Raw genomic sequence first — 22,960 nt, 5'->3', positions numbered from 1 at the left:
GGCGTTCTCAGCGGGCCGTGAACCCGCCGTCCACCCGTAGTTCGGCGCCGTTGACCATCGCGGCCTCCGCCGAGGCCAGGTACACGACGGCCGCGGCGACCTCCGACGGCTCGGCGAACCGTCGCGCCGGGATCTCGGCGCGGTGCGCGTCCCCGGCCGGGTTGTCCCACGCCGCGCGACCCAGGTCGGTGAGCACGACCGTCGGCGACACCGCGTTCACCGTCACCCCGTGCGGTCCCCACTCGACGGCGAGGGTGCGGGTGAGCCCGTTGATCCCTGCCTTGGACGCGCAGTAGGCGGCGTGCTGTTCCAGCCCGCTGCTCGCCGCCTGCGAGGCGAGGTTCACGATCCGGCCGTACCCGCGCTCCACCATGACCCGGCCCGCGGCGCGCGCCATCAGCCAGGACCCGGTGAGGTTGACGTCCAGGGTGCGGCGCCAGTCCTCGGTCCGCAGCTCCAGGGCGGGGGCGAGCAGCGCGATCCCGGCCGAGTTGACCAGTACGTCGACCCGGCCGTGCCGGGCGACGACCTCCTCGACGCAGGCCGCCGCGGCGTCGGGGTCCGCGACGTCGACGACGTGGGTCGACGCGCAGACCTCCGGGACGCCGTCGGTACGCAGGTCCGCGGCGGCGACCACGGCGCCCTGCCCGGCGAGTGCGCGGGCCACCTCTGCCCCGATCCCGGACGCGGCTCCGGTGACGAGGGCGACCGAGCCGGTGAGGTCGAACATCAGCAGTCCGTCCCGACGGTCTCCGCCTCGGCGAGGCGCTCGCCGTCGCGCCGGTCGTAGGAGTCGAGCGCGGCGACCTTCTCCGCCGACGCGCTGCCCGGGTCGAACCGGTGGTCCAGCCAGCCGGCGACCAGCATGCGGGCCAGCTCGATCCCGACCACGCGCTGACCCATGCACAGGACCTGCGCGTTGTTGGACTTCACCGAGCGCTCGACGGAGAACGGGTCGTGCGCGGTGACCGCGCGGATGCCGGGCACCTTGTTCGCCGAGATCGCGACGCCGAGCCCGGTCCCGCAGACGAGCAGGCCGCGGTCGGCCTCGCCGTCGGCGACCTTGCGGGCGGCGGCGACGCCGATGTGCGGGTAGGCCGTGTGCCCGTCCGCGGCGACGCCGACGTCGACCACCTCGGCGACGCGGTCGTCGGCCTCCAGGTCGGCCTTCAGTCGCTCCTTGTACTCGTAGCCGGCGTCGTCGGCGCCGACCACGATGCGCAGCTTCTCGCTCACGTCTGCTCCTTCTGCGACGTCAGGACGTCGGCGACGGCCGTGACGATCAGGCCGAGGCTGGTCGCCCCGGCGTCGGGTGTGCCCACGCTCTTCTCGGCCAGCGGCCGGGCCCGGCCGATCCGGGGCCGGAGGTCGGCGGTTGCACCGGCAGCGGTGGTCGCGGTCGCGGCGGCGGCCGTCCACGCGGCGGCGAGGCCCTCGCCGCCGCCGACCCGGCGCTCCAGTTCCTCGACGAAGGGCAGCAGCGCATCGAGCAGGGTCTTGTCCCCCGCCTGCGCCCCGCCGAGCTGCTGGATCGTCGTGGCGAACTCGCGGGCCCCGGCGGTGACGGTCGCGGCCGGATAGGTCGCGGCGGTGTCGCCGAGGTGCCGCCCGAGCGCCTCGAGCGCTGCGCCCCACAGCACCCCGGAGGTGCCGCCGGCGCGCTCGGCCCAGGCCTGCCCGGCCTGCTGCAGCACCCAGCCGCCGCCGACGTCGTCACCGAGCTCGCCGACCCGGGCGGTGGCGGCGGTGATGCCCTTGAGCATGCCGCGGCCGTGGTCGCCGTCGCCCGCGACGGCGTCGATCCGGCCCAGCTCGTGCTCGTGGGAGCGGATCGTCGACTCCACCGCGGCCAGCGCGGCGCGGACGGTGCCCGCGAGGTCCCGGGCCGCGTCGCTCGCCGCGGGTGCGGTGACGACGGCGTCGGCCTCGGCAAGCTCGTCGGCGGTCGGCTCGCGCAGCGCCGCCAGCGGCGCGGCGGTCTTGCGGTAGGCGGGGGTGTAGGCGTCCGCCCGCCACAGCGGCTCCAGCTCGTCGTCGAGCCACATCAGGGTGAGCGAGCAGCCGCCCATGTCCAGGCTGGTCACGAGCTCGCCGACCTCCGGGTCGACGATCTCGTACCCGGCGTCGCGCACCCGCGGCGCGACGTGGCGCCACAGCAGGAACAGCTCCTCGTACTTCGTGGTGCCCAGCCCGTTGAGGATCGCCCCGACCCGGCCGGGGGCGCCCGCCGGTGCGTGCTTCAGGACGTCGTCGACCAGCAGTTCCGCCAGCTCGCGGGCGGGCAGCATCGGGACGTCGCGGATGCCGGGCTCGCCGTGGATGCCCAGGCCGAGCCCGAGATGCCCCTCGGGCACCGAGAACAGCGGCTCGTCCTCGCCGGGCATCGTGCAGCCGGTGAACGCGACGCCGAGACTGCGGGTGGCGGCGTTGGCGGCGCGGCCGAGACGCTCGACCTCGTCGAGGTCCGCGCCGCGCGCGGCGGCGGCACCCATCGCCTTGAACACGGTGAAGTCGCCGGCGATCCCGCGGCGCCGCGACTCCTCCTCTGCGGAGGCGACGTCATCGGTGACGACCACGATGCGGGTGTCGATGCCCTCGGCCCGCAGCCGGTCGGCCGCGATCCCGAAGTTGATCGTGTCGCCGGCGTAGTTGCCGAAGCTGAAGACCACACCGCGGCCCTGGTCGGCGGCCTTCGCGACCGAGTACGCCTGGGCCGCCGACGGCGAGGTGAAGATGTTGCCGACGACGGCGCCGTGCGCCATCCCCGGCCCGACCGTCCCGCAGAACGCCGGGTAGTGGCCGGAGCCGCCCCCGATGACGACGGCGACCTGCGGGTCGCCGTCGCCACGGTGGGCGACCACGCCGCCGTGCACCCCTCGGACACGGTCGGCGTAGAGGTCGAGGAAGCCGGCGAGCTGGTCGTCGGCGAACTCGGCGGGGTCGTCGTAGATCCTGGTCACGATGTCTCCTTCACCGGGGTCGCGACGGCGGCGCGCGGGTCGGGGGCGCCCTGTGGGACGTCGAGGAACGAGACCATGACGAAGGCGGCGGCGTAGAGGGCGACGAAGGCCCACACGACGCCGACGTTGCCGGTGCCGAGCGCGAGCATCAGGGCGACGACGCCCGAACCGAGGAAGGCCGCACCGCCGGCGGCGGTGGTGTACATGGCCATCGCGGCGCCCTTGTGGTCGGGTGCGAGCGCGGGCATGATCGCGCCCATCGGGACGAACCCGGCGAGCAGGCAACCGAACACGCAGCCCGCGGCGACCGAGACCCAGAAGCCCCAGGTCGAGCCGGCCGGGACGAGCTGCGGGACGTACCACCACAGCAGCAGGCCGACGGCGGAGCCGAAGACGCCGAACCACTGCACCGTGCGGCGCCAGCCCCACCGGTCGCCGACGGCCCCGAACACCGCGTTGACCAGGATGTTCGTCGCGTAGACGAACACGGTCATGGTCAGCCAGCGGCTCTGGCCCCAGCCGAGGTCCACCGCGATGACCGTCGGCAGGATGATGAACATGCCGTACTGCGGCGCGGTGTTGATCAGCCGGACCAGGAAGCCCATGAGGATCTTCGGGTTGGCCGCGGTGAGCCGCAGCCCGGCGCTGAGGACCTGGCCGGTGGTCTCCCCGGCCGGCGCGAGCCGACGGGTGGCGTGCGGCTCGTGCACCCCGAAGCGGGCGATCAGGTACCCGGCGACGACGAGCGCGGTCGACCCGACCATCGCGGCGGTCTCGCCGCCGGTGCCCCCGCCGAAGGCCGGGATCATGCCGAGCGCGAACAGCGAGCCCAGGGTGGGCAGACCGCCGGTGAACATGACGTAGAACCAGCCGACGGCGACGCCGTTGCGCGAGTACGGCGTGACGACGTTGATCCACACCAGGAACGCGAACGCGAAGAGCGGGTAGCCGAAGCCGCGCAGGAAGTAGGTGGCGGCGACCAGCGGGAGGCTGCCGATCTGCAGGCTCAGCAGGAACAGCACCTCGAACACGACCCAGACGGCGACGCCGAGGGTCATGACGCGGCGCGGGCCCCACAGGTCGGCGAGCGCGCCGGACAGGTAGCTGGCGACGAGCACGGCCAGGCTGTAGCCGGTGATGATCGTCGCGACGGTGGCCTCGGGCGAGCCGAGCACCGCCTCGATGTGCGGGGAGATGAAGTTGGACTCGGTCCCGTTGCCGGTCATGAAGACCAGCACGCCGAGGAAGCCCCAGCGCAGGGAGTGCGGGATGCCGATGCGGTCGAGGAAGGTCTCGTGCTGCGGAGCGGCGCTGCTCATCGTCGCCCCCTCAGGCGTTCGGGAGGATCGAGACCTTGACCGACGCACCGGAGGTGTCGCCGACGAGGTCGAGGGCCTTCTGGAACTCCGCGAGCGGCACCTGGTGGGTGCAGATGTCGGAGATCGGGAGCTTGCCGTCCTCCAGCATCTTGATCGCGGCGGGCCAGCAGTGCGGGCCGAGGTGGGCGCCGCGGACGTCGAGCTCCTTGTCGTCGGAGATGATCGACCAGTCCACGGTGACCTCGGAGCCGAAGACCGAGTACTCGACGTAGGTGCCGAGCTTGCGCAGCAGGTTCAGGCCCTGCGCGACGGCCGGGACGGCGCCCGAGCCCTCCAGGTAGACGTCGGCGCCGTAGCCGTCGGTGAGCTCCTTGACGCGGGCGACCGCGTCCTCGCGGAAGATGTTGATCGTGAGGTCGGCGCCGGTGCGGCGGCCGAGCTCCAGCTTCTCGTCGTCGAGGTCGAGCGCGATCAGCAGCCGCGGGTTCTTCGCGCGGGCGCCGGCGATCAGGCCGAGGCCGATCGGGCCGCACCCGGCGACGACCACGACGTCGTCGAAGGAGATGGTGGCGCGCTCGACGGCGTGCAGTGCGCAGGACAGCGGCTCGGCGAACGCGGCGTGCTGCGGCTCCAGGTCCGGTGAGACCCGGTGCACCCGGGCGCGGGTGGGGACCAGCATGTACTGGGCCATCGCGCCGTCGAAGTTCCGGAAGCCGAACATGTCGTGCGGCCCGCACATCCAGTACTGGCCGCGCAGGCAGTAGCGGCACTGCTCGCACGGGACGATCTGCTCGCAGGCGACGCGGTCACCGACGGACACGCCGTGCAGGGCGAGGCCCTCGTCGTCGCCGGAGACGATCCGGCCGACGAACTCGTGACCGGGCGTGACACCGGTCTGGGCCCAGGCGGGGCGGTTCTCGTCGCCCCAGAACTTCGCGGCGCCGTGGTAGCACTTCAGGTCGCTGGCACACACGCCGACGGCCTCGACCTGCATCAGCAGCTCGCCGGGGCCGGGCCGGGGGACGTCCACCTCCTCCAGCCGGTAGTCCTCGGGGCCGTGCACGACGACCGCCTGCATCCGGGTCGGGATGTTCTCTCCCACGACGAAACCTCCGTTGGTGCCATGCGGGGTGCTGCATGCGACTGGCCTTGAGCATGCGTTCCGATGTGAACATCCGTCAACACATCGGTTCCGACTTGAACAAACGTGCAGTACGCTTGACTGGTACCGATCCGGACCGGCGGAGGAGGTGGCGATGGCGCCGCACGACGTCTCCCGGCGCGATCTGGGGCTGATGCACCGGGCCGCGCGGCTGTACTACGTCGACGAGCTCAACCAGGCCGCGATCGCCGACCGGCTCACCGTGTCGCGTCCGACCGTCTCCCGGCTGCTCGCCGAGGCCCGCCGGGTCGGGATCGTGCAGATCACCGTGCACGACCCGGACTCGCTGCACACCGGCGGCGACGACGCACCCCGGCTCGCCGCCGCGCTCGGGCTGGACCGGGTGTGGCTGGCCCCACGGCCCACCACCGACCTCGGTCAGTCGCTCGCCGAGCCGGTCGGCGAGGCGTTGCGGGAGGCCGGGCTGCGCGCCGGCGACGTCCTGCTCGTCTCGTCCGGGCGCACCGTGTGGGAGCTCAGCCACACCACGCTGCCCGCGCTGGCCGGCTGCGAGATCGTGCCGACCGTCGGTGGGGTCGCCGAACCCGAGGCGTGGCACCAGACCAACGAGATCGTCCGGTCGGTCGCCGAACGCGGACACGGACGCCCGCACTTCCTGTTCACCCAGGCCATGCCGTCACCGGCGATGAGCCGCACGCTCGCCGAGGACCCGGAGTTCCGGCGGGTCACCGGGTTCTGGATGCGCGCACAGGCCGCGCTGGTCGGTGTCGGCGCCCCGCCCGCGGGCCGCGCGTCGATCTCGACCTCGGTCCCGCTCGACGACGAGGGCCTCCAGGACGGCGTCGGCGACGTCTGCCTGAACTTCTACCGCGCCGACGGCCGCCCGATCGCCTTCCCGGGCAGCGACCGGATGGTGCGGATCTCCCCGGAGCAACTGCGACGGGTGCCGCGGACGATCGCCGTCGCCGTCGGGGAGGAGAAGGTGCCGAGCATCGTCGGCGGGGCGCGGGCGGGCCTGTTCAACCGCCTGGTGACCGACACCCCGACCGCCCAGGCCCTGCTCGACGCCCTCGGCCCCGTCTGACCCACCGACGACGTCGGACGGCGGGGCAGCACATGTTCGTGATCGCAGACCGCGTCATCCACCCGGTTCCGAGTAGGCGTCGCCGGCCGGCTCGGCACACGGGAGCACACTGCGCCGTCACACCGAGCTCCTGCCCGTCCGCAGATCTGCCTACCCGGTAAGCGGATTCCGGAGGGCGGGCGCTCGGGTCGGACCGCCGCCCGGACGACCATTCCACGGTCCGCTGTGGTCGGCCGAGAACTCGCTTACCGGGTAAGCGGGTTCGGCCCAGAAGGGCGTGCCGCACGACCGGTCCCGCCGACGAGCCGATCACACCCGACGTTCACACCCCTTGCCCGACGTCCACACCCGTCGAGAGGGGTGTGAATGCCGGACAAGGGGTGTGGGTGCGGCCGGGGTCAGGCCGTGGGCGACACCCAGGGGGTGCCGGTGATGCGGCGGTAGACCTCGGCGTAGCGGTCGTGGACGACCTTCACGACCTCGTCGGGGACCTCGGGGCCGGGGGCGGTGCGGTCCCAGTCCAGCCCGGCGGACCAGTCGCGGACGTACTGCTTGTCGAAGGAGAACTGGACCCGGCCGGGCTCGTACGAGTCGGCGGGCCAGAACCGCGACGAATCCGGGGTGAGCACCTCGTCACCGAGGACGATCTCGCCGGAGGTGTCCCGGCCGAACTCCAGCTTGGTGTCGGCGACGATGATCCCGCCCTCGGCCGCGGACTCGGCGCCGCGCCGGTAGACCTCCAGGGTCAGGTCCCGCAGCCGGGCCGCGGTGTCGGCGCCCAGCTGCGCCACGACGTCGTCGAAGGTCATGAACTCGTCGTGCTCACCGACCGGCGCCTTGGTGGTCGGGGTGAAGATCGGCTCGGGGAGCTTCGAGCCCTCGACCAGGCCGGCGGGCAGCGTGACGCCGGAGACGGCGCCGGTGCGCTGGTACTCCTTCAGTCCGAGCCCGGTGAGGTAGCCGCGGGCGATGCACTCGACCGGCAGCATCTCCAGCGGACGGCAGCGGACGGCGCGCCCGGCGAACCCGTCGGGGATGTCGTCGGTGCCGATGACGTGGTTGGGCACGAGGTCGCCGGTGCGCTCGAACCAGTACAGCGACAGCGCGGTGAGGATCGCGCCCTTGTCCGGGACCGGCGTCGGGAGCACGACGTCGTAGATCGACAGCCGGTCCGAGGCCACGAGCAGCAGTTGGGCCGGGTCGCGGGACTCGTCGAGGTAGAGCTCGCGGACCTTGCCGGAGTGGACGAGCCTCACAGGATCCCTCCGGGGGTGTAGGCGGCGGCCTCGGGGTGCTTCGCCGTGATCGCCGCGATCTTCTCGTTGACCGCCGCGACCTGCGCGGACGCGGCGCCGGTGAACCGCAGCGGGTCCTCCAGCAGCCGGTCCAGCGTGCCGGCGGGCAGGCCGAGCCGGTCGTCGCCGGCGAGACGCTGGAGGAGGTCGTTGTCGGCCTGGCCCTGCTCGCGCATCGCCAGTGCGACGGCGACCGCGTGCTCCTTGATGACCTCGTGCGCGGTCTCCCGGCCGACCCCGGCGCGGACGGCGGCCATCAGCACCGCGGTCGTGGTGAGGAAGGGCAGGTAGCGGTCGAGCTCGCGGGCGATCACGGCCGGGTAGGCGCCGAACTCGTCGAGCACGGTCAGCGTGGTCTCGTAGAGGCCGTCGAGGGCGAAGAACGCGTCCGGCAGCGCGACGCGGCGCACCACCGAGCAGGAGACGTCGCCCTCGTTCCACTGGGAGCCGGCGAGCTCGGCGGTCATGACCGACAGGCCGCGCAGGATCACCATGAGGCCGTTGATGCGTTCCGCGGAACGCGCGTTCATCTTGTGCGGCATGGCGCTGGACCCGACCTGGCCGGGGGCGAAGCCCTCGGTGGCGAGCTCGGCGCCCGCCATCAGCCGGATCGTCGTGGCCAGCGACGACGGCGCCGCCGCCAGCTGCACCAGAGCGGTGACGACGTCGTGGTCGAGCGAGCGCGGGTAGACCTGCCCGACGCTGGTGAACGCCTCGGCGAACCCCAGGTGGGTGGCGACGCGCTGCTCCAGGTCCTCGAGCTTCACCGAGGCTTCAGTGTCGCCGCCCAGTAGATCCAGCATGTCCTGGCTGGTGCCCATCGGGCCCTTGATGCCGCGCAGCGGGTAGCGCGAGCGCAGGTCCTCCAGGCGGGCGTGCGCGACGAGCAGCTCGTCCGCGGCGGAGGCGAACCGCTTGCCCAGGGTGGTGGTCTGCGCGGCGACGTTGTGGCTGCGCCCGGCCATGACCAGCTCGGCGTACTCCGACGCGCGACGCCCGAGCCGCGCCAGGACCGCGACGGTCCGGTCGGCGACGAGCTCCAGCGACAGCCGGATCTGCAGCTGCTCCACGTTCTCGGTGAGGTCGCGGCTGGTCATGCCCTTGTGCACGTGCTCGTGGCCGGCGAGGGCGTTGAACTCCTCGATGCGGGCCTTCACGTCGTGCCGGGTGACGCGCTCGCGGGCGGCGATCGAGCCCAGGTCGACCTGCTCGACGACGGCCTCGTAGTCGTCGACGACCGACGACGGCACCTCGATGCCGAGGTCGCGCTGGGCGCGGAGCACCGCGATCCACAGCCGTCGCTCCAGCTGGATCTTGTACTCCGGAGACCAGAGGCGGACCAGCTCGGGGCTCGCGTAGCGCGCGGCCAGCACGTTGGGAATCACGTGGCGCGATGATAATGGCTGGTGGGGGCCCTGTGACCGGCGGGAGCGCGGCCTCACACCCGGGGCAACGACTCCAGCACCTCGTGGAGCGCCTTCCGGCCGACCGCGCGCGGGTCGGGGTCGGCCTCGATCAGCGCGGTGAGCACGACGCCGTCGACGAGCGCGGTGAGCCTGCGGACCTCCCCCGGCCCCGGGCGACGGCCGGTCGCGCGGGTGAGCGCCTCGTCGAGCAGGGCGTCGAACTCGACGCGCTGGGCGCGCAGCAGCCCGGCCAGGAACGGGCGCCGGCCGGACCCGATCAGCCGCTCGAACCGGCCCAGGACGGCGTCGAGGCCGTCGGTGCGCGAGCGCGGCCCGAGGAGCAGGTCGAGCACGATCTCGGCCGGGTCGTCGCGCCGGGCGAGGCAGTCGTGGGCGTCGGCCAGCTCGGTGTGCGCCAGCCGGTCGAGCGCGGCGGACACCAGGTCCTCCAGCGAGGAGAAGTAGTAGGTCGTGGCCGCCAGCGGCACCCCGGCGCGCTCGGCGACGGCACGGTGCCGGATCGCGTCGAACCCGCTCTCGGCGAGCAGCTCCGCGGCCGCCGCGACGAGCAGGGCGCGGCGACGCTCACCCTTCTCGGTCTGCTTCGGGGCCGCCATCGCCACATAGTGCCAAGACGGGGCCCGTCCGGACGAGTGAGATACCGGACTCGACGCCCAGGTCGGACGGGGTGACCGTGACCGTTTCGTGACCCTGCCGTTCTCACCGCCGCGGGGATGGAACACACTGGTGGTGTGCGTCCGTCACCCAGAAGCCGCTGGTCACCGCGCGGTGGTGCGCGCGGGGCGGCGGCCGCCCCGGCCCCCGGCGAGCCCGTCGACCTGCGATCGGACACCGTCACGCTGCCGACCGAGGCGATGCGCCGGGCGATGGCCGAGGCCGAGGTCGGCGACGACGTGCTCGACGGCGACCCCACCATGCGCGAGCTGGAGGAACGGGTCGCCGGCCTGCTCGGCGCCGCCGACGCGCTGTGGACGCCCACCGGCTCGATGGCGAACCTGATCGCGCTGATGAGCAGGCTCGGCCGCGGTGACTCCTTCCTCGCCCCCCAGGGCGCGCACGTGCTCGACTTCGAGCTGGGCACGGCCGCGTGGCTGGCCGGCGGGATGCCGCGGCCGCTGCCGCACGACGCGGGCCCCGGCAAGGTCACCGCGTCCGCTGTGCGCCGGGCCGCCGCCGACGACGGCTCCTACGCCTCCCTGCGCCCGGTGCTGCTGTGCCTGGAGAACACCCACAACTCCGCGGGCGGCACCGTGACCGCACCGGAGGAGCACGCCTCCGTCGCCGCCGCGGCGCGGGCCGCCCGGCTCTCGGTGCACCTCGACGGCGCCCGGCTGTGGAACGCCGCGGTCGCGCTCGGGGTCCCGCCGGGCGCGCTGACCGTCGGCGCCGACACGGTCGCGGTGTGCCTGTCCAAGGGGCTCGGCGCGCCGGTCGGGTCGGTCGTCGCGGGGTCGGCGGAGTTCGTCGAGCACGCCCGGCGGCTGCGCAAGATGCTCGGCGGCGGCGTCCGGCAGGGCGGGGTGCTGGCCGCGGCCGGGCTCGTCGCGCTGGAGGACATCGACCGGCTCGCCGAGGACCACGACCTGGCGACGCGGCTCGCCGCCGGACTGCGCGAGCGCGGCTGGCGGGTCCGCGAGCCGCAGACCAACATCGTGCTGGTGGACGTGGCCGACGTGCGCGGCACGATCGCCGCGTTCGCCGAGGCCGGTGTCCGCGCCGGCGCCATCGCGGGCAAGCTGCGGCTGATGACCCACCGCGACGTCGGCGACAAGCACATCAAGGCGGCGCTGGACCGGATCGGCGAGGTCGGCCCGTCCAGCACCGGCTCCCCCGGCGGCCCTGCGCCGCTGCCCCGCACCGCCCTCGGCGGCTGAGCCCCCGGTCCCACCCCGCGCCGCCCTCCGCCGGCGCTCCGGGTCGCCCTCCGCCCCCGGCACCGGAGCGCCCGGGCCGGACGCTCCGGGCGTCGCTCGTCGCCGCCGTCACAGTGTCGCGCCGGGTCAACTCACTGTCGTCCGAGGTCAAGTCGGCCCGCACGATCGGGTCCACACTGGGCGACGGCCGGACGCCGGAGCAGGCGTCGGCCTAGGCTTCCGCCGCCGTCGCGCCCGTGCGTACGCACCGCCGGGCGCCGGTGGCTCCGACCCACGACCGGTGCCGGTGAGCTGCGCGGACCCGCGATCGCCGGGTGTCGTGCGGCCCGGGGCGCCCAGGACAGCAGGACCGTCATGAGCAGCTCCGCCCCCTCGCCCGCTCCCGATACCGAGGCCACCGCCGTCCCCGAGGGCGCCCCCGAGGCCGCGCTCGTCGCCGAGGGCGTCGCCGTCGACGGCACCCACGGGGTGTTGCTCGCGTCGACCTCGCTGCGCACCGTCCCCGGCTCGGTGCTGCTGGTCGCGGGCACCCCCGGCTCCGGGCACACCGCGCTGGCGCTGGCGCTGGCCGGGCGGATGCGGCCCGACCACGGCACCGTCACCCTCGACGGCGACGACGACCCGCGCCGCCTGCGTCGCGCCGTCGCCGTCGTCGACACGCCCGGGGTCAGCGAGCCGGAGCCGGTGCTGCCGCTGCGGACCGTCGTCGGCGAGGAGCTGGCGATGGCCGGGCGCGGCACCACCCCGCGGGCGGTGACCGAGTGGCTGGGCGCGCGGGGCGCGCAGACCTGGGTGCGCTCGCGGTTCGAGGACGTGCCCGCGCCCGTGCGGATCGGGCTGATGACCGCGCTGGCCGCGTCCCGGCCCGGGGTGCGGGTGCTCGTGCTGACCGCGCCGGACCGGCACGGCGGCACCCCGGTGACCTGGTGGCAGGTCGCCTCCGAGCACGCCCGCGCCGGGTTCGCCGTCGTCGTGACCTGCACCGAGGGGTCGGCGGCGCTGCTGGGGGTGCCCGCTGTGCGGCTCGGCGGGGGCGACGCCGGCGCGCTGCCGGAGCCCCCCGGGCGGCACAGCAGGCCCGAGGACCCGACGGGGCCGCTGACCGTCGTCGCACCGCAGGGGGCCGACGACCTGCCCCAGGGCTGGACCCGGCGGCTGCTGCGCCGCCGCCCCGCCGGGACCGCGGACGCTCCGCCGCCCGGCACCGGGGAGCCCCCGCGGGACGCGGGCACGGCGATCCTGCCCGGGTCCGACCTCACCCCCGGGACCACCGACGGCGACGAGAGCACGGAGCGGACCTCATGAGCGCGATCCGGATGGCGATCAGCGAGCTGCGGCGGATCACCGCCGGGCGGCTGCCGGTCCTGGCCGTGCTCGCGCTGCTGATGATCCCGATGCTCTACGCGGGCTTCTACCTCTACGCCAACGGCGACCCCTACTCCCGCCTGGACCAGGTGCCCGCCGCGCTCGTCGTCGACGACGCGGGCGGCACCGACGCCGACGGGAAGGCGCAGAACGTCGGCCAGGACGTCGCGACGGAGCTGACCGACTCCGGCTCGTTCGACTTCCACCGGGTCTCGGCCGCCGAGGCCGACCGCGGCGTCCGCGACAACGTCTACACCTTCGCCGTGTCGATCCCGCGCGACTTCACCGCGGCCCTGCAGTCCTCCGGCGAGTTCACCCCGCGCCAGGGGATCCTCGTGCTCACCACCAACGACGCCAACAACTACCTGGCCCGCACGATCGCCGACACCCTCACCACCCGGGTCCGCGAGTCGGTCGCCAAGGAGGTCGGGACGCAGGCCGCGGACCGGTTCCTCACCGGCTTCTCCACGATCCACACCAGGACCCAGGAGGCCGCGGACGGCGCCGGGAAGCTCGCCGACGGCGCGGCCACCGCCCACGACGGGGCCGCCCGGCTGGCGTCCGGCGCCGGTGAGCTGGCGACCGGGCAGCGGACGCTCCTCGACGGCGCCCAGCAGCTCTCCGGCGGCGCGGGCGAGCTCGCGACCGGGGCCGGGACCCTCGCCACGGGGACGGGCACCGCCGCGTCCGGCGCGGACCGGCTGTCCTCGGGCGCCGGGGAGCTCGCGACCGGGCTGGGCACCCTGCGCCAGGCCACCGCCGACCTGCCCGCGCAGTCGCGGCGCCTCGCCGACGGCGCCCGCCAGGTCGCCGACGGCAACGCGCAGCTGGCCGCGGCCGGGGACCGGGTCGCGCAGGAGAGCGCCCGGCTGGCCGACCAGCTCGACGCCGCCGACGGCACCATCGCCGCGAACCTGCGCGAGCGCGGGTTCACCGACGAGCAGGTGCAGCAGGCCCTGGCCGCGCTGTCGACCGCGAAGCAGCCGCTGGTCGACGGCAACGCCCGCGTCCAGCAGGTGTCCGGGCAGCTCGACCGCCTCGGTTCCGGCGCGGGGCGGGTCGCCGACGGCGCCGAGCAGCTCGCCGCGTCGGCCCCGCAGCTCAGCCGCGGCATCGCGAGCGCCGCCGACGGCGCCGGGACCCTGCGCGACGGCGCGACCGAGCTGTCCGGCGGCGTCCGGAAGCTCTCCGACGGCGCCACGCAGCTGTCCACCGGCGCCACCGCGCTGCGGACCGGGGCGGACCGGCTCGTCGCCGGGGAGCGCACCGCGGTCGACGGGACCGACCGGCTCGCCGACGGGGCGCGCCGGCTCGACTCGGGCACCGGTGAGCTCGCCACCGGCGCGACGCGGCTGCACGACGGCCTGGCCTCGGGCCTGGACGACATCCCGAACCCGGCCCCGGGCGTCCGGGAGGCCACCGCCGCGAACATCGGCGACCCCGTCGCCACCCGCGACGTCGCCTACTCCCAGGCCGACACCTACGGCGCCGGGCTGGCCCCGTTCTTCATGGCACTCGCCACCTGGATCGGCGGCTACGTGCTGTTCCTGCTGGTCCAGCCCCTGTCCCGACGGGCGATCGCGGCCGGGCAGAGCCCGCTGCGGATCGCGCTGGGCGGCTGGATCCCGGCCGGCCTGCTGGGAGTCGTGCAGGTCACCGGCATGTACGCGGTGGTGTCGCTGCTGCTGGGGATCACCCCGGTGCACCCGTTCGCGACGCTGGCGCTGCTGTGGCTGACCTCGATGACGTTCACCGCGATCGTGCACGCCCTCAACGCCCTGCTCGGCGCGGTCGGGCAGTTCCTCGGGCTCGTCCTGATGGTGCTGCAGCTCGTCTCGGCGGGCGGAACGTTCCCGTGGCAGACCATCCCCGGGCCGCTCTACCCGGTGCACCACGTGATGCCGATGGGCTACGCCGTCGACGCACTGCGCCACCTGATGTACGGCGGCGAGCTGGCGGGTGTCGTCGGGACGGCGGTGCCGGTGCTGCTGGCCTGGTTCGTCGGGGCGCTGGCGCTGGCGACGTTCGCGGCATACCGCAAGCGGGTGTGGACGGCGACGGCGGTGAAGCCCGAGCTGGTGCTCTGAGGCCGGCTCAGACCCAGGCCCGCAGCCGCTCCAGCGCCTCGGTGATGCCCTCGGGCGTCCCGGCGCCGGAGAAGCGGATGTAGGCGCCGCCGTCGACCGGGTCGAAGTCCTGCCCCGGTGCGACGGCGATGCCGGTGTCGGCGAGCAGCCGGTAGGTCAGGGCCATCGAGTCCTCGCCCTCGCGCAGCAGGTGCGCGATGTCGGCGTAGACGTAGAACGCGCCGTCGGCGGGGGCGAGCCGGGTGATCCCGAGCCCGCGCAGGCCGTCGAGCAGCAGGTCCCGGTTACGGCCGTAGCGCACGACGTGGGAGTCGGCCTCGGCGTAGCTCGCCTCGTCGAACGCGGCGAGCGCCGCGTGCTGGGGCAGCGCGGGCGGGCAGACGGTGAAGTTGCCGGCCAGCCCCTCCACGGTGCGGCGCAGCCGCGGCGGACACACCAGCCAGCCGAGGCGCCAGCCGGTCATCGAGAAGTACTTCGAGAACGAGTTGACCAGCACGGCCTCCCGCGAGGTCTCCCAGGCGCTGCTCGTCGCGGGGCTGCCCGGGAACGTGATGCCGTGGTAGATCTCGTCGCTGACGAGCTGGATGCCGCGCTCCTCGCAGTACGACGCGAGCGCCGCCAGCTCGGCGGGGTCGAGGACGGTTCCGGTGGGGTTCGCCGGGCTGGCCACGATCAGGCCCTTCACCGGCTCGTCGAGCGCCTCCAGCATCTCCACGGTGGGCTGGAACCGGGTCGCCGGCCCGCACGGCAGCTCGACGACCTCGCAGCCCAGCGCGGCGAGGATGTTGCGGTAGCAGGGGTAGCCGGGGCGGGCCATGGCGACGCGGTCACCCGCGTCGAACGCGGCGAGGAAAGCCAGCAGGAACCCGCCGGAGGACCCGGTGGTGAGCACGACGTCGCCCGGGTCGACCTCCAGCTCCCGGGTGCGCCGGTAGTGCCCGGCGACGGCCTCGCGCAGCTCCGCGATGCCGGGGGCGACGGTGTAACCGAGCACCTCCGACTGCACCGCGGCGACGGCGGCCGCGCGCACGGGTTCCGGCGCCGGGGTCGACGGCTGACCGGCCGAGAGGTTGATCAGGTCGCCGTGGGTGCGGGCCCGTTCGGCGGCGGCCGCCCAGACGTCCATGACGTGGAACGGGGCGACGGCGGCACGGGCGGCGACGGTCAGGCGGGTCACGCCGCCGAGCCTAGGCGGCGGCCCGGCACGGGACCGGACCGCGCGCCCGGGCGGGAGCCCACTCCCGGGCGCGCGGTCGGTCACGAACCGGGGCGGACGCGGGGCCCGCCCGGTGTCACTCGGCCTCGAAGCCCAGGGCGTCGACGACGGCGCCGATCTGCGCGTCGGTGTCGGCGACGGTGTCGTCGAGGTACTCGGCGACCGGGGTCAGCTCGGCCGCCTGCGCGGTGCCGGTGAGCGCCAGGGCGGCGAGCGGCGCGGCGACGACGCCACCCACGAGGGCGAGGGCGCGACGACGACGGGCCTGCTGGGGAGCGTGGGCCATGGTGATCCTCCTGTGGTTCAGGGACACGGGCTGTGTCCCTGTGCCACAGGACGATTCCTCGACGAACCGGTGGAGATCAAACCCTGGTGTCCGGTTTTACCGGCTCTTCATGATCATCGAACAATGAGGTACGGAGGCCCAGGTCAGGCCATTCGGACTATGGGGGTTACGCCATACGGCGGTAACGCCCGCGCAACATCAGGCCTGCGTGACGGGCACGCTGACCTCTCCGCGCTCGGCCTTCAGCCCGATGTCGGTGCGGTGGTGCGAACCCGCGAGGCGGACCGGCTCCAGCCGGGCGTAGGCCTCGGCCCGGGCGGCGGCGAGGTCGGAGCCGGTGCCCACGACCGACAGGACGCGCCCGCCGGAGGAGACGACCGCGCCGTCGTCGCGGCGACGGGTACCGGCGTGCAGCACGCCCTCCCCGTCGGCGCCGCTGATGACGTCACCGAGCCGCGGGGTGGCCGGGTAGCCATCCGCGGCGACGACGACCGTCACCGCCGACCCGTCGGCCCACTCGATCGCGGGCTGGTCGGCGAGGGTGCCGGTCGCGGTGGCGAGCAGCAGCTGCGACAGCGGGGTGCGCAGCAGTGCCAGCACGGCCTGGGTCTCCGGGTCCCCGAAGCGGCAGTTGAACTCGATGACCGCGGGGCCCTGCGAGGTCAGCGCGAGACCGGCGTAGAGCAACCCGGTGAACGGGGTACCGCGGCGCACCATCTCCTCGGCGACCGGCGCGACGACCCGGGTGACCAGCTCCTCGGCGAGGTCCTCGCCCGCCCAGGGCAGCGGGCAGTAGGCGCCCATGCCACCGGTGTTGGGGCCGGAGTCGTCGTCGCCGACGCGCTTGAAGTCCTGCGCGGGCAGCAGCGGCACCACGGTGGCGCCGTCGACGAGGCAGAACAGCGACGCCTCGGGCCCGTCGAGGAAGGACTCCAGCAGCGCCGGGTGGCCGGCGTCGAGCAGCCCGAGGGCGTGCGCGCGGGCCACCTCGATGTCGCCGGACACGACGACGCCCTTGCCCGCGGCCAGCCCGTCGTCCTTGACGACGTAGGGCGGGGTGAACACCGACAGCGCGGTGTCGAGGTGCGCCGGGTTGTCGACGACGACCGACGAGGCCGTCGGCACCCCGGCCGCGCTCATGACGGCCTTCGCGAACGCCTTGGACCCCTCGATCCGAGCCGCCTCGGCGCTCGGACCGAAGCAGGGGATGCCGGCCTCGCGCACCGCGTCGGCCGCACCGTTGACCAGCGGGCCCTCCGGCCCGACGACCACCAGGTCCGCCTGCCAGGTCCGCGCCACGTCGACGACGGCGCCGTTGTCGGTGACGTCGAGCCCGAGCTGCTCGGACACCGCGGCCGTCCCCGCGTTGCCGGGGGCGACAGCGAGCGCCGTCACCTCCGGGTCCTGCGCCAGAGCCACGGCGATGGCGTGCTCTCGCGCACCGCTTCCCACGATCAGGATCCGCACGGTGGCCGAGCGTATCCGTGCACGTCGGACGACGGGGAACCGGTGTCCGCTCAGCCGTTGCAGCGTTGCAGGTGGGCCCCGATCAGCGCGGTGACGTGGGTGGGGTGCTCCTGCTGCGGGAAGTGCCCGGTGGCCGGGAGCGTGTGGTGGGTCAGCCCGGCGCCGGCGAACCGCTCGTCGCCGCGCATGGTGGTGTCGAGCACGCACGGGTCGTCGGCGCCGTGCACCTGCAGGACCGGCACCCCGACCGGCCGGGAGAGCTCGCGGGCGAACCGGCGGCCGTCGGGGCGCACCTGGGAACGCATCGACCAGCGGTAGTACTCGAGGCTGCAGTGGGCGACGGTGGAGATCCGCATCGCCTCGGCGTTGCGGGCGACGGCGTCGGCGAAGTCGGTGGTGGCGGCCCACTCCGGCCCCGCCCACGCCCGCATGATCCGCCCGACCCGGGCGCCGCCGTCGGCACGCAGCGAACGCTCCGGCAGCCGCGGCAGCTGGAACCCGGCCATGTAGCGGCTCGCGCGGCCCTGCCCGAGCGGGTCGCGCAGCACCGCGTCACGCATGACGACCGGGTGCGGCGCCCCGAGCCCGGTGAGCGAGACGACCAGCCGCGGGTGCAGCGTGGCGACCGTCCAGCCGATGGCGGCACCCCAGTCGTGCCCGACGACGTGGGCACGCGGCTCCCCGAGCGCCCGGATCAGCCCGGCGCAGTCACCGGCGAGGGTCCACAGGTCGTAGCCGCGGGGGGTCTTGTCGGTGTCGCCGTAGCCGCGCAGGTCGGGCGCGACGACCCGGTAGCCGGCGCCGCCGAGGGCGAGGAGCTGGTGGCGCCAGGTCCACCAGAACTCCGGGAAGCCGTGCAGCAGCACGACCAGCGGGCCGGTCGGCGGGCCGTACTCGGCGAGGTGGATGCGGATGCCGTTGGCCGACACCGCGCGGTGCGTCCACGGACCGGGCACCCGGACGACCGAGGGGTCGGGCGGGGTACCGGTCGTCGCGGACACGCCGGATCAGCCCGCGGCGGCGTGCCGCCCGGAGGTGCCGTCGGCGATCTCGCGGACGTTGTCGCGGTCACCGCGGTGACCGCGCTGGGCGAGCACCTGGGCGGAGTCCTTGAGCGAGTCGATGGTGCGCTCGGGCTTGCGGATCTTGCGGACCCGCAGGTAGCCGAGGAAGCCGAACAGGCCGGCGACGAGCAGCATGAACAGGAACGTGATCCCGAAGCCCGCGGCGCGGTTGAGCCACAGCGACAGGAACTCGGCCAGGGTGAAGAACAGGTAGAACAGGCTGAACAGCCCGACCACCGCCGCGATCACGAAGAAGACGCTGCCCTGCACGCCCTTCTTCACCTCGGCCGTGACCTCGGCCTTGGCGAGCTCCACCTCCGACCGGACCAGGGTGGAGAGGTGGGTGGTGACGTCCTTCGCGAGGGCACCGAGGGACGCGTCGCGCGGCCCCGGCTCGTTCGTGAGCGGGATCGAGGGCAGGACCGGCGGAACCTCCGCGTTGCCCGACTGGCTGTTGCTGGCCACCGTCTTCCCTCCTGCTGGTGCACTCGCCTGCCCGGGGCGCTGGGGATCCCCCGGACGGCCGTCGTTCGGTGAGCCGCCATCGTGCCACGGGGTCCGGCGACCCGCTCGGCTGCGCCACGCCGGGGACACGGCCTCACTCGTCCGGGCGGCCGCGCAGTTTCTTGATCTGCCCGCGCCGGTTCTTGGCGTCGAGCCTGCGACGCTGCGAACCGCGCGTCGGACGGGTCGGGCGACGGGTGCGCGGGCCCGCCGCGGTCGCCTCGCCGAGCAGGGTCGCGAGCCGCCCGCGGGCGGCCTCGCGGTTGCGGAGCTGGCTGCGGTGCTCGGAGGCGACGACGGTGAGCACGCCGTCGACGAGCCGGTTCGCCAGCCGTGACAGGGCGCGGTCGCGCAGGTCGTCGGGGACGCTCGGCGAGGCCGCGAGGTCGAAGGACAGCTCCACCCGCGAGTCGGTGGTGTTGACGCCCTGCCCACCGGGCCCCGAGGCACGGGAGAACCGCCAGCGCAGCTCGCGGGCGGGCACGACGAAGCCCCGCCGCACCTCGATCGGGTCGTCCACACCGACCAGTGTCGCCGATCGGCCCCGGGTCCCGTGCGGTGAACACGGGCCCGGGGCCGCCGGGACCGGAGGGTCAGTCCTCCTTGGACTCGCTCATGCCGGACGAGATCAGGTCCATCACCGACGAGTCGGCGAGGGTCGAGACGTCGCCGACGTCCCGGTTCTCGGCGACGTCGCGCAGCAGGCGGCGCATGATCTTGCCGGAGCGGGTCTTCGGCAGCTCCTCCACGACCAGGATCTGGCGCGGCTTGGCGATCGGGCCGATCTCCTTGGAGACGTGGTCGCGGAGCGCCTTGATGGCCTCCTCGCCCTTCGCCTCGTCCTTCGACGCGCTCCCGCGCAGGATGACGAACGCGACGATCCCCTGGCCGGTGGTCTCGTCGGAGGCGCCCACGACCGCGGCCTCGGCGACCGTCGGGTGGCTGACCAGCGCCGACTCCACCTCGGTGGTCGAGATGCGGTGCCCGGAGATGTTCATGACGTCGTCGACGCGGCCGAGCAGCCAGATGGCGCCGTCGTCGTCGTACTTGGCGCCGTCACCGGCGAAGTAGTAGCCCTGCTCGGCGAAGCGGGACCAGTAGGTGTCCTTGTAGCGCTCGGTGTCGCCCCAGATGCCGCGCAGCATCGACGGCCACGGCTTGTCGAGGACCAGGTAGCCGCCCTCGCCGTTGCCGACCGGGGTGCCGGTGTCGTCGACGACCGTGGCGGAGATGCCCGGCAGCGCACGCATGGCCGAGCCGGGCTTGGTCGCGGTGACGCCCGGGAGCGGCGCGATCATCTGCGAGCCGGTCTCGGTCTGCCACCAGGTGTCGACGATCGGGCAGTTCTCCTTGCCGATCTTCTCCCGGAACCACATCCAGGCCTCGGGGTTGATCGGCTCGCCGACCGTGCCGAGCACCTTCAGCGAGGACAGGTCGTACTTCGCGGGGATGTCCTCGCCCCACTTCATGAACGTGCGGATCAGCGTCGGGGCGGTGTAGTAGATCGAGACCTTGTACTTGTCGACGATCTCCCAGTGCCGGCCCTCGTGCGGGGTGTTCGGCGTGCCCTCGTACATCACCTGCGTGGCGCCGTTCGCGAGCGGCCCGTAGACGATGTAGGTGTGCCCGGTGACCCAGCCGATGTCGGCGGTGCACCAGTAGACGCTCTCGCCCGGCTTGTGGTCGAACACCACGTCGTGGGTGTAGGCGGACTGCGTGAGGTAGCCGCCGGAGGTGTGCAGGATGCCCTTCGGCTTCCCGGTGGTGCCCGAGGTGTAGAGGATGAACAGCGGGTGCTCGGAGTCGAAGGACTCCGGGGTGTGCTGGTCGGAGGCACCGTCGACGGCGTCGTGCCACCACACGTCGCGGCCGTCGGTCCACGGCACGTCGGTCTCGGTCCGCTTCACGACGAGGACCTTCTCGATCGAGGTGCCCTCGACGGCCTCGTCGGTGTTCTCCTTCATCGGAGCCGGCTTGCCGCGGCGGTACTGGCCGTCGCTGGTGATCAGCACCTTGGCCTCGGCGTCCTCGATGCGCGCCTTGAGCGCGCCCGGGGAGAACCCGCCGAACACGACGCTGTGCAGCGCACCCAGGCGGGCGCAGGCCAGCATCGAGAACACGGCCTCGGGGATCATCGGCAGCTGGATGGCGACCCGGTCGCCCTTGCCGACGCCCAGCTCGGTCAGCGCGTTCGCGGTCTTGGAGACCTCACGCTGCAGGTCGGCGTAGGTGATGGTGCGGGAGTCGCCGGGCTCACCCTCCCAGTGGATGGCGACGCGGTCGCCGTTGCCCGCCTCGACGTGCCGGTCGGCACAGTTGTAGGCGACGTTGAGCTCGCCGCCGACGAACCACTTCGCGAACGGGGGCTCCCAGTCCAGGACGGTGTCCCACTTCGTCGTCCAGTGCAGACGGTCGGCCTGCTCGGCCCAGAACCCCTCGCGGTCGGAGTCGGCGCGGTCGTACCAGTCGGCGGTGGCGTTCGCCTGCGACGCGAACTCCTCCGACGGCGGGAACGCCCTGCTCTCGGTGGAGAGTGCGCTGAGCGCAGAACTCTTCTCGGACTCGGCCATGTCCTCGTGTCCTCCTCGACGCGGCGGGTCACTTCGGGCCGGCGTGGCGGCCTCGGGCGCACTCGGTGTGCGCGCACGTGTGCCGTATGACGCTAGTGAAACGTCGTGGCCCGTGCACCGTCTGTCGGGACAGGTACGGACAGGCCACAGGGGCCGCACCTGACCGTCCGCGCAGGTCGGGGGCCACTCCCCGGTGCGTCACGGAGGTTCGCGGGACCCTCGGCGGTGGACGGACGGGCGTCCGGCGGTCGGTGGATCACCATGACCGGTCGTCGAGCGGTCCGCACCGCAGGGGTACTACCCGACGGTAACCCACGGGTTGGGACGATGACGCCCATGGCCCGCCCCGCAGCAGCCGATCCGCTCGCCCCGCTCGCCGCCCTCCCCGGCGTCGCCGAGGCGGTCTCCCGCGCCCGCGACGCGGCCACCGAGGTGCACAACCAGCCTGTCAACCGGCGCGGGTGGCCCGCGACGGCCGCCGAGGCCGCCCTGCGCGCGGCCCGCTCGTCCGCCGCGGTCGACGGTGCCCCGCTGCGGCCGGTCACCGCCGACCACGTCTCGGACCCGGTCCTCGCCGGCGCCGTCCGGATCGCCGACGAGCGCGCGAAGCTCCTCGACACCTGGGGTCGCGCGCCGCTGCAGGGGCTCGCCCGGCTGCACGTCCTGGCCGCGGGCGACCTCGTGCCCGCCGCCGAGCACGAGCAGGTGCTGGGCAGGCCGCGTCCGGCGACGTCGGGACGGCTCGCGGCGCTGGCCGACCTGATCGGCGGGGGCACCTCCGTGCCGGCACCGGTGCTGGTCGCCGTCGTGCACGGCGAGCTGCTGACCCTGGCCCCGTTCGGCACCGCCGACGGCGTCGTGGCCCGGGCCGCGGCCCGGCTGACCGCGATGTCCACCGGGCTGGACCCGCGCGGTCTGTCGGTGCCCGAGGTGGGGTTCCTGCGCCGCACCGCGGAGTACCGGGAGGCCGCGGCGGCGTTCGCGTCCGGGACGCCCGACGGTCTGGCCCGCTGGATCGTCCACACCTGCGCGGAGTGGGAGGCGGGCGGCCGGGAGGGCCTGTCGATCGCCGCCGCGCAGTCCGGCTGAGCCCACGGACTCGGCACGGGCCCCGCGCGCCCTCGGTCGAGCCGCTGCACCCCGACCGGGCCCACGCGCTCCGGCCGGGCTCGAACACGACGCGCTCCGGCCGGGCTCGAACACGACGCGCTCCGGCCGGGCTCGAACACGACGCGCTCCGGCCGGGCTCGAACACGACAGAGCCGGATGGTGCCCCGAGGGGCACCACCCGGCCCGACGTGGGAACCGGCGTCCTGGCG

The 22,960-nt window shown here is 74.2% G+C and carries 20 protein-coding genes; 5 read left to right on the top strand and 15 right to left on the bottom strand.

Going from position 1 to position 22,960, the window contains the following annotated elements; all coding sequences use genetic code 11:
- Window positions 1–7: 7 nt before the first annotated feature.
- Genes ATL51_RS18540 through ATL51_RS18520 form a run of 5 tightly spaced genes read right to left on the bottom strand, consistent with a single transcriptional unit; the run spans window position 8 to window position 5,381 of the window.
- Window positions 8–730: a GolD/DthD family dehydrogenase gene (locus ATL51_RS18540; RefSeq protein ID WP_100879357.1), complete on the bottom strand. Its 723-nt coding sequence runs from the start codon at window positions 728–730 to the stop codon at window positions 8–10.
- A complete protein-coding gene (locus tag ATL51_RS18535) occupies window positions 730–1,236 on the bottom strand; it encodes a ribose-5-phosphate isomerase (protein ID WP_073575825.1) in 507 nt (168 codons plus the stop codon). Before ATL51_RS18535 ends, ATL51_RS18540 begins: the two co-directional genes overlap by 1 nt.
- Window positions 1,233–2,960 (bottom strand): dihydroxyacetone kinase family protein, encoded by a 1,728-nt coding sequence (locus tag ATL51_RS18530; RefSeq protein ID WP_100879356.1) that lies wholly within the window; start codon window positions 2,958–2,960, stop codon window positions 1,233–1,235. Before ATL51_RS18530 ends, ATL51_RS18535 begins: the two co-directional genes overlap by 4 nt.
- Window positions 2,957–4,279, bottom strand: a complete 1,323-nt coding sequence (locus ATL51_RS18525) for an RbtT/DalT/CsbX family MFS transporter (protein ID WP_100879355.1) — start codon at window positions 4,277–4,279, stop codon at window positions 2,957–2,959. The genes ATL51_RS18530 and ATL51_RS18525 overlap by 4 nt, the downstream gene beginning before the upstream one ends.
- Before the next feature lie 10 nt (window positions 4,280–4,289).
- Complete coding sequence (locus ATL51_RS18520; RefSeq protein ID WP_100879354.1) at window positions 4,290–5,381, bottom strand: alcohol dehydrogenase catalytic domain-containing protein; 1,092 nt, start codon at window positions 5,379–5,381, stop codon at window positions 4,290–4,292.
- Between the two features lie 154 nt (window positions 5,382–5,535).
- Here ATL51_RS18520 and ATL51_RS18515 point away from each other — a divergent pair, with 154 nt between their 5' ends.
- Entirely contained in the window at window positions 5,536–6,486 is a 951-nt protein-coding gene (locus tag ATL51_RS18515) for a sugar-binding transcriptional regulator (RefSeq protein ID WP_100880795.1), read from the top strand.
- A 398-nt stretch (window positions 6,487–6,884) separates the two neighbouring features.
- On the opposite strand, the gene ATL51_RS18510 is transcribed toward ATL51_RS18515, so the two are convergent.
- Genes ATL51_RS18510 through ATL51_RS18500 form a run of 3 tightly spaced genes read right to left on the bottom strand, consistent with a single transcriptional unit; the run spans window position 6,885 to window position 9,804 of the window.
- On the bottom strand, window positions 6,885–7,742 hold the full coding sequence (locus tag ATL51_RS18510; protein WP_100879353.1) for a phosphoribosylaminoimidazolesuccinocarboxamide synthase: 858 nt from the start codon (window positions 7,740–7,742) through the stop codon (window positions 6,885–6,887).
- Window positions 7,739–9,166, bottom strand: a complete 1,428-nt coding sequence (gene purB, locus ATL51_RS18505; RefSeq protein WP_208623028.1) for an adenylosuccinate lyase — start codon at window positions 9,164–9,166, stop codon at window positions 7,739–7,741. Before purB ends, ATL51_RS18510 begins: the two co-directional genes overlap by 4 nt.
- A gap of 53 nt (window positions 9,167–9,219) precedes the next feature.
- Window positions 9,220–9,804, bottom strand: a complete 585-nt coding sequence (locus ATL51_RS18500; RefSeq protein WP_073575818.1) for a TetR/AcrR family transcriptional regulator — start codon at window positions 9,802–9,804, stop codon at window positions 9,220–9,222.
- 222 nt (window positions 9,805–10,026) lie between these two features.
- Between ATL51_RS18500 and ATL51_RS18495 the strand changes: the two genes are divergently transcribed.
- The 3 genes from ATL51_RS18495 (at window position 10,027) to ATL51_RS18485 (ending at window position 14,534) form a co-directional block, all read left to right on the top strand.
- Window positions 10,027–11,082, top strand: coding sequence for a threonine aldolase family protein (locus ATL51_RS18495; RefSeq protein ID WP_301549264.1), 1,056 nt, complete (start codon window positions 10,027–10,029; stop codon window positions 11,080–11,082).
- A gap of 354 nt (window positions 11,083–11,436) precedes the next feature.
- Window positions 11,437–12,387, top strand: coding sequence for an ATP-binding cassette domain-containing protein (locus tag ATL51_RS18490; RefSeq protein WP_208623027.1), 951 nt, complete (start codon window positions 11,437–11,439; stop codon window positions 12,385–12,387).
- Entirely contained in the window at window positions 12,384–14,534 is a 2,151-nt protein-coding gene (locus ATL51_RS18485) for a YhgE/Pip domain-containing protein (RefSeq protein ID WP_100879350.1), read from the top strand. The genes ATL51_RS18490 and ATL51_RS18485 overlap by 4 nt, the downstream gene beginning before the upstream one ends.
- A gap of 7 nt (window positions 14,535–14,541) precedes the next feature.
- Here the strand turns inward: ATL51_RS18485 and ATL51_RS18480 are convergent, their stop codons facing one another.
- The 7 genes from ATL51_RS18480 to acs all read right to left on the bottom strand — a co-directional run bounded on the left by ATL51_RS18480 (window position 14,542) and on the right by acs (window position 21,641).
- A complete protein-coding gene (locus ATL51_RS18480) occupies window positions 14,542–15,660 on the bottom strand; it encodes an aminotransferase class I/II-fold pyridoxal phosphate-dependent enzyme (protein WP_202416648.1) in 1,119 nt (372 codons plus the stop codon).
- Window positions 15,661–15,826: 166 nt separating this feature from the next.
- Window positions 15,827–16,036, bottom strand: a complete 210-nt coding sequence (locus tag ATL51_RS28340; protein ID WP_139282823.1) for a hypothetical protein — start codon at window positions 16,034–16,036, stop codon at window positions 15,827–15,829.
- A gap of 198 nt (window positions 16,037–16,234) precedes the next feature.
- Window positions 16,235–17,503: a phosphoribosylamine--glycine ligase gene (purD, locus tag ATL51_RS18475; protein WP_100879349.1), complete on the bottom strand. Its 1,269-nt coding sequence runs from the start codon at window positions 17,501–17,503 to the stop codon at window positions 16,235–16,237.
- Window positions 17,504–17,553: 50 nt separating this feature from the next.
- Entirely contained in the window at window positions 17,554–18,504 is a 951-nt protein-coding gene (locus tag ATL51_RS18470; protein WP_100879348.1) for an alpha/beta fold hydrolase, read from the bottom strand.
- A 6-nt stretch (window positions 18,505–18,510) separates the two neighbouring features.
- Window positions 18,511–19,032 carry a phage holin family protein gene (locus tag ATL51_RS18465; RefSeq protein ID WP_073575814.1) on the bottom strand — a complete coding sequence of 174 codons (522 nt, stop codon included), beginning with the start codon at window positions 19,030–19,032 and terminating at the stop codon, window positions 18,511–18,513.
- 133 nt (window positions 19,033–19,165) lie between these two features.
- On the bottom strand, window positions 19,166–19,591 hold the full coding sequence (arfB, locus tag ATL51_RS18460) for an alternative ribosome rescue aminoacyl-tRNA hydrolase ArfB (RefSeq protein ID WP_100879347.1): 426 nt from the start codon (window positions 19,589–19,591) through the stop codon (window positions 19,166–19,168).
- A gap of 73 nt (window positions 19,592–19,664) precedes the next feature.
- Complete coding sequence (gene acs / locus ATL51_RS18455; protein WP_073575812.1) at window positions 19,665–21,641, bottom strand: acetate--CoA ligase; 1,977 nt, start codon at window positions 21,639–21,641, stop codon at window positions 19,665–19,667.
- A gap of 336 nt (window positions 21,642–21,977) precedes the next feature.
- Here acs and ATL51_RS18450 point away from each other — a divergent pair, with 336 nt between their 5' ends.
- Complete coding sequence (locus tag ATL51_RS18450) at window positions 21,978–22,730, top strand: oxidoreductase (RefSeq protein WP_073575811.1); 753 nt, start codon at window positions 21,978–21,980, stop codon at window positions 22,728–22,730.
- The last annotated feature ends 230 nt before the right edge of the window (window positions 22,731–22,960 follow it).

The organism is Pseudonocardia alni, assembly GCF_002813375.1.
GTDB lineage: Bacteria > Actinomycetota > Actinomycetes > Mycobacteriales > Pseudonocardiaceae > Pseudonocardia > Pseudonocardia alni.
This window is presented reverse-complemented; position numbering and strand designations above follow the sequence as displayed.

What these genes read in the sequence shown, in the direction of transcription:
- ATL51_RS18540 (WP_100879357.1), bottom strand. Translation starts at nt 730, where the DNA reads ATGTTCGACCTCACCGGCTCGGTCGCCCTCGTCACCGGAGCCGCGTCC.
- ATL51_RS18525 (WP_100879355.1), bottom strand. Translation starts at nt 4,279, where the DNA reads ATGAGCAGCGCCGCTCCGCAGCACGAGACCTTCCTCGACCGCATCGGC.
- ATL51_RS18515 (WP_100880795.1), top strand. Translation starts at nt 5,536, where the DNA reads ATGGCGCCGCACGACGTCTCCCGGCGCGATCTGGGGCTGATGCACCGG.
- ATL51_RS18500 (WP_073575818.1), bottom strand. Translation starts at nt 9,804, where the DNA reads ATGGCGGCCCCGAAGCAGACCGAGAAGGGTGAGCGTCGCCGCGCCCTG.
- ATL51_RS18490 (WP_208623027.1), top strand. Translation starts at nt 11,437, where the DNA reads ATGAGCAGCTCCGCCCCCTCGCCCGCTCCCGATACCGAGGCCACCGCC.
- ATL51_RS18485 (WP_100879350.1), top strand. Translation starts at nt 12,384, where the DNA reads ATGAGCGCGATCCGGATGGCGATCAGCGAGCTGCGGCGGATCACCGCC.
- ATL51_RS18480 (WP_202416648.1), bottom strand. Translation starts at nt 15,660, where the DNA reads ATGGACGTCTGGGCGGCCGCCGCCGAACGGGCCCGCACCCACGGCGAC.
- ATL51_RS28340 (WP_139282823.1), bottom strand. Translation starts at nt 16,036, where the DNA reads ATGGCCCACGCTCCCCAGCAGGCCCGTCGTCGTCGCGCCCTCGCCCTC.
- acs (WP_073575812.1), bottom strand. Translation starts at nt 21,641, where the DNA reads ATGGCCGAGTCCGAGAAGAGTTCTGCGCTCAGCGCACTCTCCACCGAG.
- ATL51_RS18450 (WP_073575811.1), top strand. Translation starts at nt 21,978, where the DNA reads ATGGCCCGCCCCGCAGCAGCCGATCCGCTCGCCCCGCTCGCCGCCCTC.